Origin of the sequence: Desulfobulbus rhabdoformis (genome assembly GCF_016919065.1) — a bacterium.
Taxonomy (GTDB): domain Bacteria; phylum Desulfobacterota; class Desulfobulbia; order Desulfobulbales; family Desulfobulbaceae; genus Desulfobulbus; species Desulfobulbus rhabdoformis.
This window is the reverse complement of record NZ_JAFFQA010000040.1, coordinates 35,834-47,772: the sequence shown is the minus strand read 5'-3', so window position 1 is coordinate 47,772 and position 11,939 is coordinate 35,834. Positions and strand designations below refer to the sequence as shown.

The following is an 11,939-nucleotide window of genomic DNA, read 5'->3' as shown; positions in this document are numbered from 1 at the left end:
AAATTGCGGCATGGGAATGTGACCGTAACAACAGCACCAAAAAAATTGACTGGCAATTCACAACACAGGACGCCAGGGTTAAGCTAAAAAGACTTTATCCGAATTTATGATTGTTACATGGTACTAGATCAAAGCCATTATGAATTTTTTTGCCGTTGTTGTCGTTCAAGGTATCCGGGTTATACCAGAGATTATACATGCGGTAATGCCACCCCGGAGGCGGTGCCGTTGCCCCCAAAACACCCTCGACCCCGTAATTGTAATGCGATCCTGAGGTAGCGCTCCACCCCGTGTTTGCCAGCGACGCAGACAAGAGCAAACAACCGGCAGCAACTCCGGCACTCATCTTCCTGCTGATCATAGTCTTTCCCCCTTTTTTACGATTTTGGACGCCGCCCTCTACGGTGCCCACGTTCTCTTCACCTGTTTTTTAACCGGCCAGACGACCAAAACGCTCCCAGAAATCAGGGAAGGATTTAACCACGCAGTCTTCTCCGGTGATCTCTACGCCTGGAACACGGAGTCCGGCAACGGCGAAACACATGGCCATGCGATGATCATTGTAGGTCTCGATGCTGGCACCGTGCAGATTGCTGCCGCCCGCCTTGCCATGGATGATCATACGGTCGTGCTCTTCTTCCACCTCGGCCCCCATCTTGCGGAGTTCTGTGACCACAGCAGACACTCGATCGCACTCTTTAATACGAAGGTGGGCGATATTGTTGATCACGGTCGGTCCTTCGGCAAAGGCCGCAACCACGGCCAGCGTGGGCGCCACGTCGGGCATATCGCCCATATCGACCTCTATGCCTTCAAGCTCCTGGGAACCGATGACGGTGATGCCAGCCTCGGTCTGCTCGATCTTACAGCCCATGCGGGCCAGGAAAGGCAAGAGCTTGGCGTCCCCCTGAAGCGATGGCACCGGGACATTGGCCACGGTGACGCGACCGCCGGTGACGGCAGCGGCCCCAAAGAAATAGGAAGCGCCGGAGGCGTCACCTTCTATCTGGTAGGTCCCGCCCTGATAGCTGCCCTGGGGTATGCGGAAATAATTCAGGCTCGGTGCGGCCTCAACGCGAATACCAAAGTCTGCCATCACCGCCAGGGTCATCTCCACATACGGTTTCGAGAAAATGTCTCCCTGTACCATAAGCTCAGCCGGAGTGGCGGCATACGGTGCCACTAAAAGCAGTGAGGAGAGGTACTGACTTGATTTGCCCTCGGGCAGAACGGTTTTACCCCCCGCAATCCCTTTGGCCTGAATGGTCAGGGGAGGGCAGCCGTTGTCCGTATCACTGACAATATCCACATTCCAGCCCTGCAGGGCCTGCATCAATGGCAGGATGGGACGCTCGGCCATACGCTCGGAACCGGTGATATGAAAGCTCCCCTGGCCAAGTGAGGCAACTGAGGTCAAAAAGCGGGTGGCCGTCCCGTTATTGCCCAGGAAGATATCCTTTGCAGGCTCAGAGATCAGCCCTCCCTTTCCTTCCACTCTCCAACATTCCGGGTCGGAGTCATCACAGGCAACGCCCATGGCACGCAGAGCCTCCATGGTGTACTTGGTGTCCTCACTTGCCAGGGGACCAAGCAGTTTGGAGGTTCCCCGAGCAAGAGCCGCAGCAATCAAGGCGCGCTGGGTTAAACTTTTTGAACCGGGAACGGTGACAACAGTATCTATCGTTTCAACAGGTGTGATTGTAATCATAGAAATCTTGAAAATGGGGTGTCGTTTAGAGGGAGCGGGCCTGCAACTCGCCGAGCAGAGCCTCTCGCATGGTGGCATTGGGAGCAGGCACATCTGTCCAGAGTGTAAACTGAGCAGCTCCCTGGTACTGCAGCATCTTCAGGCCATCAACGGTACGACAGCCTCGAGCAGCCGCCTCACGAAGTAACCGGGTCTGCAGGGGGGCATAGACGATATCCATGACCACAGCAAATTTCTCCAGCAGGTTTTCCTGGATTGGGATGCCATGCTCATTGGGATGCATGCCCACCGAGGTGGTATTGACAAGCGCATCCGCCTCAAGTGTGGCCAGTTCTTCTACAGGCAGAAAAGCGCAGCCAAGTTGGTTGGCCAGATCCTCTCCCTTGGAAACCGTCCGGTTTGTGATAATCACCTCCGCTCCAGCTTCAATCAGCCCAAACCCCACAGCTCGGGCAGCGCCACCGGCACCCAGGACAAGCACTCGGCTTCCCTGCAGCGTCATTTCATCGGCCAAGGCCTGGTTCGATCCCATCCAATCGGTATTGTACCCGGTACAGATCACCTTTTCCGGATGGCTCCGATCAAAGTGGAGGGTGTTAACGGCACCTATCTTTTGCGCAACCGGGTCAATTCTATCCAGGTAGGCCATGATCTCTACCTTAAAGGGAACAGTCACCGAAACACCGATGAACCCCAGTGCTTGTAATCCGTAAAATCCCTGCTCCAGGTTACCCGGTTCCATGGGTACATACACCCCATTGATGCCAAGGTGGGCAAAGGCGCCATTGTGCATGGCAGGACTCATGGAATGGGTCACCGGTTTGCCGATGATACCAAAAAGTTTGGTCTGACCGTCAATCATTGTTCACATCAATTTGTTGTTATAAAAGAGAAAAGAACGCTACTTAGAAAAGACAGGAAGCATGGCATGCAACTCCTGGACACTCAGTTGACCGGGAGCGGTCGCCTGCTCGGGAGAAAGCGCAGCATAGCTCATGCAGCCCCCAAGATAAAGGGTCGCCAGACGACTGATGGTCCCAGCGCTGCCCATGGCAAAGGCGCTTAAGGGAAAATTCCTGGCCATGGCCTTTTCCTGAAGACTGAGGATACGCAAACACTGGGCAGCATCATGGGCGGTAACCACTATTTTCGCTATATCAGCACCGCTTTCCATCATTTGCTCAAGCCGGTCTTCAAGCACAGAAGACGCAGGGGTTGTGGCAAAGTCATGGGAAGAGATAACCACCTGGCCTCCGACTGCTTTGGCTTTGGCGAGGATCATCGCCCGAATTTCTTTGGCAGCAAGCAGCTCGATATCCACATAACGAGCGCCCCAGTCGAGAGCCTCCACAAGCAGTTCTGCACGTTCACTCTCACTGCCTTGCCACTGGCCGCCCTCCCAGGCAGGACGGTTGGTCACCAGAACGGGTTTGTCTGTGGCCGCAATAAAATCAGCCACTTGGGGCTCTTCCATGCAGTCCAGTCGCACCTCGATCAGATCCACCATCTCAAGAACAGGTGCCACAGCTTTTTGCAAGGAGGCCGCATTTTTCTCGGCCAGGGAGACACAAATCATGCCACGGGCCATGTTCAGTTCCCCACCTTGAGACTGCCGATGATATCCCGTACCGATGCTTGACCCTGCTCAACCAGGTAGTCACTGATGCCATCAATGATGGCCTCGGTGGCACCGGGATTATAAAAGTTGGCCGTCCCCACCTGAATGGCAGTGGCACCGGCAATCAGAAATTCAACGGCATCTTCTGCCGTACCAATGCCACCAATACCAATAACGGGGATAGAGACATTGCTTGCTACCTGCCAGACCATGCGCAGGGCAACAGGCTTAACCGCAGGCCCAGAGAGGCCGCCAATGATATTGGCCAGCTTAGGCGTGCGCGTCTTGGTATCGATGGCCATACCAATAAGGGTATTGATTAAGGAAAGTGCGTCAGCTCCCCCATCAGCCACAGCCTGAGCCATGGCGACAATATCACTGACATTGGGGGAGAGTTTGACAATAACCGGCAGGTCAGTGGCGCCCTTCACCGACTTGGTCACCGCCTGCGCCATCTCAGGGACCGTACCAAAGGCGACCCCACCTTTTTTTACATTGGGACAGGAGATATTGACTTCCAGTCCGTCTATACCTGCAACACCTGTGAGTTTCTCAGACAGGCGCGCGTACTCTTCAATGGAGTCCCCTAATATATTAACGATGACCCGGCATTTGCAGCCACGTAAAAAGGGCATCTTATCACTGATAAATCGAGCAACGCCCACGTTCTCCAGGCCAATGGCATTGAGCATACCGGCAGGAGTTTCGACAACACGTGGAGGCGGATTTCCAGCCCGTGGCTCTAAGGAAATACCTTTAACCGCAACCGCGCCCAATCGATCAAGCTGAACAAAATCATTGAATTCTTTAGCATAACCAAAGGTTCCGGAGGCCGTCATCACAGGATTGGCGAAGCTCAGATCACCAATGCTGACACGAAGATCAGGGGCAACTTTTAACGAATCCATGCGATCTCCTCCGCCGGCAACACCGGTCCATGTTTACAGACGTGACGATAGTTGCCGTCAGCCCCGTGGACCGTACAGCCAAGACAGGCACCGAGTCCGCAGGCCATGTGCGATTCCAAAGAAACCTGGCAGGGAACATTCGCCTGCTGGCAGAGTGTGGCAGTGGCTGCCATCATGGCCATAGGCCCGCAGACAAAAACCTGTTGCAAAGTACCAAGGGCCTCTTCAAAGGGTTGGGTGACCAATCCTTGCATTCCCAAAGAACCATCATCGGTGGCCAGGCTGACGCTTGCCCCTATCTGTTCAAATTCCTGACCGAGTTGACGGATATCATCTCCTGTCTGTCCACCAAGAAAGACATGCAGGGCTTGGTGTTGAGGATACCGAGCATTGGTTTGCTCCACCAAAAAAAGGAGTGGCGCAATGCCAACACCGCCTCCGACCAGACCACTGACTTTATCGGGGTCCAGGGTAAAGCCTTTCCCAAGTGGACCGAGCAGATCACAGCTTTCTCCTGGCTCGAGGTCGGCCAGCAATTTGGTTCCCTTGCCGACAATCTTGATCAGCAGATGAAGGGTCCCGTCACCGAGACAACGGTGGATGGAAAAAGGACGGCGCAGGAGCGGATCAAGGGTGGAGCCACAGGCTGCCATGACAAACTGTCCGGGCTGTGCCTGCGCTGCTATGCGCGGAGATTCAAGGACCAGTCGGAAATAGGATTCCGAGAGGCGCTCACTGGTGACAACAATGGATTTTTCCTGGAACTGAGGCATGGAAAACGCTACAAAGAATAAATGTGGTGTTTAAAATTGACTATATCAACAGAGATTTACAAGACATGAACCCAATCTTAACCGTTTTCGCCATTCTCCTGGGTGCCGTAGTGGGCTCCTTTCTCAATGTGGTCATTCTCCGGTTACCTAAAGACGACGCATCCATCGTCTTTCCCGGCTCACATTGCCCAGTGTGTCAGCACCCGCTCAGCTGGTGGGAGAATATCCCTATTGTAAGCTACCTTGTGCTGAAAGGACAGTGCCGAAGCTGCAAAACAACCATCTCCTGGCAGTACCCACTTGTCGAGGCTGCCATGGGGGTGTTTTCGTTGCTGCTTTTTCAGCGTTTTGGATTAAGCGTCGATTTTTGTGTTCAGTTTGTCTTTTTTGCTGCCCTGCTGGTTATCATATTTATCGACATCCATCACCAAATAATTCCCGACAGCATCAGCCTTCCGGGTATGGGAATAGGTTTTCTGTCCTCATTTTTTGTCAGTTTTGTGACCTGGCAACAATCTGGGCTGGGGTTATTGATCGGCGGTGGGATACTCTACCTGGTTGCCTTCAGTTATTATGCACTGACCAAACGAGACGGTATGGGAGGGGGTGACATTAAACTGCTGGCTATGATTGGCGCCTTCCTCGGCCAGCAGAGTCTGTTGTACGTAGTCTTTGCCAGCTCCCTCTTGGGCTCGATCATCGGGCTAGCCGCTATGGCCAAGCAGGGGAAAGGAGGCAAGACCCGTATCCCCTTTGGTCCCTTTATCGCTCTGGCTGCCATGAGCTGGGTTTTGTTTCAGGACCAAATTCTCATGGGTTGGCAGTGGTACCTGGGATTGACCTACTAGAAAATACCTATTTGACCTCAATGAAATATGAGGAGGGATAGAGACAATACATTAAAAGAATCGACTCATGCTGGGGTTCGTACCTCACCGCCAACCTACCACACACGGAAAGGCTGTAGGTTGGTGGTGACGAAGGAACCCCAACAATCAAGTCGCCTTTCAAAGCTTCAAGCAAACTTCAAAAAAAACCCCGAGCTGTTATTATAACAACTCGGGGGTCCCAAAGCAGGTGAAGGCGAAGAGGATTATGCTTCGACTTCGTGCTCCACACTGATGGCAATCTTGTAGAGGACGGTCAGGATAAAAAATCCTGTAGCCCAGATACCGATGGTGATGAAGAGCTCGTTTAAGGTCGGATAGTACTCAACGATCTCGTCAACCGGGGTGGGAACAAAACCACCCAGTACGAATCCAATACCTTTGTCCAGCCAGAAGGAGACAAAGATGGCCAGGCAGCCCATAGCCAGCCAGAAGTCGCTCTCTTTTCTGGTTTTGGGGTAGCAGATAAGCGCCATCCCCACGAAGAAGAGAAGGATAAAGGCCCACATGAAGGGGACAAGGTTATTGTACACGTGGCCGTGATGCTCAAGGCCGAAGAACAGGTACTGCAGGGTATGCATATGGCCGGGAATGTTGGAGTAAAAGCCAACAAAGAACTCAAGGCCAACAAAGAACATATTGGCAATGGCGGCATAGATGATGATGGTCACCATCTTCTGGATCGCCTCTTTGCCAGCATCAAAATTGGCAACACGCTTGAGGATCATCGCCATAACAACGATCAGTGCGGGACCGGCAGCAAAAGCAGATGCCAGGAAGCGCGGAGCGATGATTGCAGAGAGCCAGAAGTGACGTCCCGGCAGACCGCAGTACAACATAGCGGTTACGGTATGGATGGAGAATGCAAAGGGAATGGAAATATAGACAAAGAAATAAATCCATTTTGGCGGTGCAACCTGTTTGCGCTCCGCAGTGAGGATGACCCAACCACAGATGATGTTCAGCAGCAGGTAGCCCCAGAGTACACACATATCCCAGAAAAGCATGGAATGGGGTGTGGGGTGAAACAAAACATTCAGACCACGCAGCGGCTGACCAAGGTCGGCCATGATGAACATCAAGCACATCAACAGCGCGGAGATGGCAAGGAATTCACCCAGGATGGTGATCTTACCAAAGGCTTTGAAGTTATGAATATAGTAGGGCAGCACCAGCATCACACCTCCCGCCGCAACACCGACCAGGAAGGTAAACTGAGAAATATACAGACCCCAGGAGACGTCGCGGCTCATGCCGGTCAACCCAAGACCATAAAAGTACTGCCGCAGATAGCAGACACAGGCCACCGCGATAAAGAACCCGAGGAAGGCCAGCCACATCCAGTAGTATTTGTTTCCTTTTAATGCTTTTTCAAACATGCCGGCCTCACACGATGTAGAAGACAGAAGGTAAGGTACCGAGAGAAGGATTACGCTGAATGGTATGGTTCTCCTTCAGGACCTTCCGAATCTCGGAGTTGGGATCGTTCAGATTGCCAAAGACCATTGCCTTGCTCTCGCCACAGGCTTCAACACAGGCGGGCAACTGACCTTTCTCAACAAGCTCTGCACAGAACGTACATTTCTCGACAACACCGCGCATACGGGTGGGGAAGTCGCGATTAAGCTCTTTGACAAACGGACGAGGGTCACGCCAGTTAAAAGAGCGGCTGCCGTAGGGGCAGGCGGCCATGCAGAAACGACAACCAATACAGCGATGGTAATCCATCAAGACCAGACCGTCTTCGTTGCGGAAGGTAGCCTTGGTCGGACAGGCACGGACACAGGGTGGGTTGTCGCAGTGGTTACACATGATGGGTAACTGATTGGACTCGGTCTCCTCATCACGGTATTTGTTCGGGTTCTCGGGAAAGGCGTTCTCATAGTTGGTCATCCAAATCCACTTGATCTCGTCTTTCTTTTCGTCGAACTCGGGAATATTATGGGTTTTGATACAGGCCTGAACGCATTTTTCGCCAAGGCTTGGATCTTCATAGAATTTTTTTACATCAATGACCAATCCGTAACGGTTAGCGTTCGGATCGGCAGCAGCGGCGTGACCATGAGCAGCAGGTGCGGCCTCATGTCCGCCTTGTTCTGCTCCATGTCCACCCTCTGTGGAAGCATGTGCAACATTGACCCCTGCAACCAGGCGATCAACAACTGCAGTTCCTCCAAGGCCTGCCAGTGTGGAAATACCGGCTACCTTGAGGAAATTTCGTCTATTCTTGTCCATCTGTCTATCTCCTCCTTAGCCGTTCACTCAACAGGAGCCAGGTGGCAATCCCAGCAGTATGGTTTAACCGAGGCATAGTCGTGACACTTGTCGCAAAATTTCACTTTGCTGGTGTGACACTTCATGCAGGCGAGCATTAAGCTTTTTGGATATTGTTTTCCTTCAATCTCTAAGGTGCTCCGGTCTCCCGTACGAATGACCTCATCGCGCCACTGGTTGAGCAGCTGCATATGTTTTGCAGTGATCTCAGCCTTGGGCAGCACACAGGTCTTCACATCCTTAGGCAGCTCGGGTTCCGGTACGTTGCTCGCGGTGCCACGGTTGTACCAGACGGGTATTGTTACAAGCAGGACGAAAATGATCAGTCCTGTGATTATTTTACCGCTATCGTACATAGCTCTTCCTCCATTCCAGCCGGTCTATTAAACCATGGTCCTGAGCCCTTCGGTCAGGTCTTGTCGTTGTTCACCCTCAATCACCAAAGCGTTGCCGACAAGCTCACTCAGACCGGCGACCTCAACCTGGGGTACCCAGTAATTCATGAGGGTCGTCAGAGTAGCTCTGTCAATGGCGCAGACACAGGCCAGTGTGTTTACGTCATGTTTCTCCTGGACGTATTTCACTGCATTGGCCCGGGGCAGACCGGAACGCATACGGAGTTCCATAATCTCGTCGGTGTTCAGAGCCGTACCAGAACCGCAGCAGAAGGTTTTCTCGCGGATGGTGTTCTCCGGCATCTCAACCCAGTTGTCCACGACATGATCCAGGACATAACGCGGCTCTTCCAACAGCCCCATGGCACGAGCCGGGTTACAGGAGTCATGGAAGGTCGCCTTGACGTGGGCGTTGCGGCTCTTATCCAGATTGAGTTTACCATTTTTAATCAGGTCGGCGGTGAACTCGGATATATGGATCATTTTCGTGGAGGCGGCGTTGTCAAAGACGGTACCGGTAATCGGTGAACGCGGAACTTCAAGGAAGTTGGCCGGCCCGTTCATGGTATCCATGTACTGATGGAGTACACGCCACATGTGACCACACTCACCACCGAGAATCCAGCGGACGCCAAGACGCTCGGCCTCTGCGTACATCTTACCGTTGAGTTTCTTCATCATCTCGTTGGAGGTGAAGAGACCGAAGTTACCACCCTCGGAGGCGTAGGTCGACCAGGTGTAGTCAAGCCCGATTGCCTCGAACAGGAGGAGGTAGCCCATACAGGTAAAGATACCAGGCTCGGCGAAAACGTCGGCTGAAGGAGTGATGAACAGGACCTCTGCACCTTTGCGGTTAAAGGTCGGGTTGACCTTGACACCGGTCAGGTTCTCGATGTCTTCACAGAGGAACTCGACATTGCCTTTGAAGGCCTGCGGAGTGAGTCCCATGTGGTTACCGGTGCGGTTTGAGTTCGCGACCGGCTCCATACACCAGTTGATGCCGATGCCCACCAGATGCAGCAGCTCGCGCAGCATCATGGTGATCTCTGCGGTATCAATGCCGTAGGGACAGAAAACCGAACAGCGGCGACACTCTGTACACTGGTAGGCGTACATGAACCACTCTTTGAGCACGCCAACGGTCATCTCGCGGCCGCCGATCATCTTACCGAGGATTTTACCGGCGCGGGTGAAATTCTGACGATACACTGAACGCAGCAACTCCGCGCGCAGGACCGGCATATTCTTGGGATCACCGGTGCCCAGAAAAAAGTGGCACTTATCCGCGCATGCCCCGCAGCGAACACAGCAATCCATGAAAATTTTCAAGGAACGAAAACGATCCAAACGATCGGCAATTCCCTGGATAATAATTTCTTTCCAGTTCTCGGGAAGTTTCCAGTCGTCGTCTTCGGGGTTCCACTCGCGGGCATTGGGAAAGCTGACGCCTTTCTGACTGTCAAGATACTTTTGTATTTCAGGTTTTGTGGTGTAGGCGTAATTACCCGGCTTGAATACGGCAGGGACATCCATCCAATTTTTGGTTGGAATGGAGCCTGTCATCAGCGAAGGTCCCTCGGCAACGCTCTGTGCCAACACATCTACCTTTACTACTGCCATTGCTCTATCCTTATACTCTGAGGTTATCCAGCGTTATTCATTCGCCTTGCGCAGGCAACTCTTTCTCTACGGGTATGCCCTGCTCGACCATGTCCTCACGGAACTCGTCCTCATAACCGGCATAGGAATGCGGTTTGATCTCCGGGTTCCAGGGATTGATGTGGCGAACCATTCGAGAATTGTTTGCCAGGTTTCTGGTCGGGCTGAGGAAGACGCCACCCATATGCATAAGCTTGCTGAATGGAAAGTACGCAAGCAGCGTGCACACTAAGAAAAGATGAACGTAGAACAGTGAGCTGATATCAGCGACGATGGTCGGGGAAAAGGTGACCAAGCCGACGGCGAGTTGCTTGATGGCGTTGATATCGACATCGGTACGGATGAAAAAGCGCATCAGGATACCGGTGGTGCAGATGCCGAAAATCAGAAACAGGGGAAAGTAGTCGTTGACCAGAGAGATGTACCGAACCTGGGGGTTGAATACCCGGCGGGCAAAAAGAAAGAGGATCGCCAGGATGATGGTTACATCGGTGGTGTACATTACCGGAGCACCAATCTGGAGCAGCGAGTCGCCAGTTTCAATAAAAGAGACAATTCCAGGAATCGGGTCAAGGAAGAGGCGCATGTGGCGAATGATGATCACCAGGAAACTGTAGTGGAAAAGGATACCAAACAGCCACAACCACTTGCTTGACTCATAGGTCAGTTTCGGTCCCGAATAAACAGTGGCTTTGGTATTGCGCCACAGCGAACGGAACAGAAAGATCTCGAGAAACATACGGGCAACAACCTGTCCGGTGTTGACCGGTGCCTCGAGTTTGTCGTACTTGATCCAGGGCATAGTATAGCCCTGACCGCACGTGGTTGGGATTCTAAATGGTACCGGCGATTTGGCCCAATGGATGACCCTATAACAAAAACCGCCTAAGAACAGCGCCATAGCGAGATACGGAACTACAACACCAAAGAGGTATTGCATTCCCGGTATCTGCACCGCGATCAGCGCAATCAACACCAGGGCAATAACTGCCGCCAAAGGGAAGGCGTACTTCATCGATCACTCCTTCGCATTCGAGTTAAACAATAACTTTCCAAAAGTTACGATAAAAAGCCGGAATCACTTCAGGGACGTCCTGGAAGCTATCCGACGGTCACACACGCTCAATTCCCGGTACTCTACTGGGCCTTTTCCTGCTCCTCTCTGGCAAGAGCAGACGGACAAGCCGAATCCGTTAATATCGAACGACCACTTTTCAGCTCATCAACCCGGTTGCGGTACAACTGCTCCCGGCATTGGTTGTACACATCAAAAGCGGCCAGGGCAATACGGTCAATCTCACAGTCGAGCTGATCGAGTGCTCCAAGCAGAGGTTGGGTCTTCTTATCTGCAGAGAATACCTGCTTAATAACCCATTTGAGTTCCAGAAACGGTGCCACAGCCTGTCCGGGCGTAAAATCCTGCACCGCTCTGATTCGAACAACCTGATCAAGTGATTTTGTATAAGCCTCCCCGCCCTCACCACTGGCAAGAGCCTCGTAGAGTGAGGTCAATCCCATGGAGATATTACTGCCAACAGGATTGGCAAAGGGGTCGGTGGCCTTCTTGAAGAAACCCGGTGAAGTGTAGCTATCCAGCGTCCGCTCTATCCAAAGATCAAGAATTTCCTTCTTCTTTGTGGTCAGCGCTTCTTTGAGTTCCATAGTTTCTATTTTTTAGCCGCCCCTGTATTTTTGCTGAAGATTGTGCAGGGCGAAA

General features: G+C 52.5%; 13 protein-coding genes. 1 reads left to right on the top strand and 12 read right to left on the bottom strand.

Annotated elements, in window-relative coordinates; translation table 11 throughout:
- Window positions 1–94: 94 nt before the first annotated feature.
- Genes JWJ90_RS17785 through JWJ90_RS17760 form a run of 6 tightly spaced genes read right to left on the bottom strand, consistent with a single transcriptional unit; the run spans window position 95 to window position 5,007 of the window.
- On the bottom strand, window positions 95–412 hold the full coding sequence (locus JWJ90_RS17785) for a transporter family protein (protein WP_205228563.1): 318 nt from the start codon (window positions 410–412) through the stop codon (window positions 95–97).
- Between the two features lie 18 nt (window positions 413–430).
- A complete protein-coding gene (gene aroA, locus JWJ90_RS17780; RefSeq protein ID WP_205228562.1) occupies window positions 431–1,708 on the bottom strand; it encodes a 3-phosphoshikimate 1-carboxyvinyltransferase in 1,278 nt (425 codons plus the stop codon).
- 25 nt (window positions 1,709–1,733) lie between these two features.
- Entirely contained in the window at window positions 1,734–2,570 is an 837-nt protein-coding gene (locus tag JWJ90_RS17775) for a shikimate dehydrogenase (protein WP_205228561.1), read from the bottom strand.
- A gap of 39 nt (window positions 2,571–2,609) precedes the next feature.
- Entirely contained in the window at window positions 2,610–3,296 is a 687-nt protein-coding gene (aroD, locus tag JWJ90_RS17770) for a type I 3-dehydroquinate dehydratase (protein WP_205228560.1), read from the bottom strand.
- Window positions 3,297–3,298: 2 nt separating this feature from the next.
- Window positions 3,299–4,234 carry a dihydroorotate dehydrogenase gene (locus tag JWJ90_RS17765; RefSeq protein WP_205228559.1) on the bottom strand — a complete coding sequence of 312 codons (936 nt, stop codon included), beginning with the start codon at window positions 4,232–4,234 and terminating at the stop codon, window positions 3,299–3,301.
- Window positions 4,222–5,007, bottom strand: coding sequence for a dihydroorotate dehydrogenase electron transfer subunit (locus tag JWJ90_RS17760; RefSeq protein WP_205228558.1), 786 nt, complete (start codon window positions 5,005–5,007; stop codon window positions 4,222–4,224). The genes JWJ90_RS17765 and JWJ90_RS17760 overlap by 13 nt, the downstream gene beginning before the upstream one ends.
- A gap of 65 nt (window positions 5,008–5,072) precedes the next feature.
- Between JWJ90_RS17760 and JWJ90_RS17755 the strand changes: the two genes are divergently transcribed.
- Entirely contained in the window at window positions 5,073–5,855 is a 783-nt protein-coding gene (locus JWJ90_RS17755; protein ID WP_205228557.1) for a prepilin peptidase, read from the top strand.
- A gap of 245 nt (window positions 5,856–6,100) precedes the next feature.
- On the opposite strand, the gene dsrP is transcribed toward JWJ90_RS17755, so the two are convergent.
- The 6 genes from dsrP to JWJ90_RS17725 all read right to left on the bottom strand — a co-directional run bounded on the left by dsrP (window position 6,101) and on the right by JWJ90_RS17725 (window position 11,884).
- Complete coding sequence (gene dsrP / locus JWJ90_RS17750) at window positions 6,101–7,273, bottom strand: sulfate reduction electron transfer complex DsrMKJOP subunit DsrP (RefSeq protein WP_205228556.1); 1,173 nt, start codon at window positions 7,271–7,273, stop codon at window positions 6,101–6,103.
- Between the two features lie 7 nt (window positions 7,274–7,280).
- Window positions 7,281–8,129 carry a sulfate reduction electron transfer complex DsrMKJOP subunit DsrO gene (gene dsrO, locus JWJ90_RS17745; protein WP_205228555.1) on the bottom strand — a complete coding sequence of 283 codons (849 nt, stop codon included), beginning with the start codon at window positions 8,127–8,129 and terminating at the stop codon, window positions 7,281–7,283.
- Between the two features lie 23 nt (window positions 8,130–8,152).
- The gene (gene dsrJ, locus JWJ90_RS17740) at window positions 8,153–8,524 is read right to left on the bottom strand and encodes a sulfate reduction electron transfer complex DsrMKJOP subunit DsrJ (protein WP_205228554.1); all 372 of its coding nucleotides are present in this window, start codon (window positions 8,522–8,524) and stop codon (window positions 8,153–8,155) included.
- Between the two features lie 27 nt (window positions 8,525–8,551).
- Window positions 8,552–10,183 (bottom strand): sulfate reduction electron transfer complex DsrMKJOP subunit DsrK, encoded by a 1,632-nt coding sequence (gene dsrK, locus JWJ90_RS17735; RefSeq protein WP_275889133.1) that lies wholly within the window; start codon window positions 10,181–10,183, stop codon window positions 8,552–8,554.
- A 37-nt stretch (window positions 10,184–10,220) separates the two neighbouring features.
- Complete coding sequence (dsrM, locus tag JWJ90_RS17730) at window positions 10,221–11,237, bottom strand: sulfate reduction electron transfer complex DsrMKJOP subunit DsrM (RefSeq protein WP_205228553.1); 1,017 nt, start codon at window positions 11,235–11,237, stop codon at window positions 10,221–10,223.
- A gap of 122 nt (window positions 11,238–11,359) precedes the next feature.
- A complete protein-coding gene (locus JWJ90_RS17725) occupies window positions 11,360–11,884 on the bottom strand; it encodes an RsbRD N-terminal domain-containing protein (protein ID WP_205228552.1) in 525 nt (174 codons plus the stop codon).
- Window positions 11,885–11,939: the final 55 nt, after the last annotated feature.

Bases quoted from the DNA above. Each gene is read 5' to 3' on its own strand.
- aroA (WP_205228562.1), bottom strand. From the start codon at position 1,708: ATGATTACAATCACACCTGTTGAAACGATAGATACTGTTGTCACCGTT.
- JWJ90_RS17775 (WP_205228561.1), bottom strand. From the start codon at position 2,570: ATGATTGACGGTCAGACCAAACTTTTTGGTATCATCGGCAAACCGGTG.
- aroD (WP_205228560.1), bottom strand. From the start codon at position 3,296: ATGGCCCGTGGCATGATTTGTGTCTCCCTGGCCGAGAAAAATGCGGCC.
- JWJ90_RS17765 (WP_205228559.1), bottom strand. From the start codon at position 4,234: ATGGATTCGTTAAAAGTTGCCCCTGATCTTCGTGTCAGCATTGGTGAT.
- JWJ90_RS17760 (WP_205228558.1), bottom strand. From the start codon at position 5,007: ATGCCTCAGTTCCAGGAAAAATCCATTGTTGTCACCAGTGAGCGCCTC.
- JWJ90_RS17755 (WP_205228557.1), top strand. From the start codon at position 5,073: ATGAACCCAATCTTAACCGTTTTCGCCATTCTCCTGGGTGCCGTAGTG.
- dsrP (WP_205228556.1), bottom strand. From the start codon at position 7,273: ATGTTTGAAAAAGCATTAAAAGGAAACAAATACTACTGGATGTGGCTG.
- dsrO (WP_205228555.1), bottom strand. From the start codon at position 8,129: ATGGACAAGAATAGACGAAATTTCCTCAAGGTAGCCGGTATTTCCACA.
- dsrJ (WP_205228554.1), bottom strand. From the start codon at position 8,524: ATGTACGATAGCGGTAAAATAATCACAGGACTGATCATTTTCGTCCTG.
- dsrK (WP_275889133.1), bottom strand. From the start codon at position 10,183: ATGGCAGTAGTAAAGGTAGATGTGTTGGCACAGAGCGTTGCCGAGGGA.
- dsrM (WP_205228553.1), bottom strand. From the start codon at position 11,237: ATGAAGTACGCCTTCCCTTTGGCGGCAGTTATTGCCCTGGTGTTGATT.
- JWJ90_RS17725 (WP_205228552.1), bottom strand. From the start codon at position 11,884: ATGGAACTCAAAGAAGCGCTGACCACAAAGAAGAAGGAAATTCTTGAT.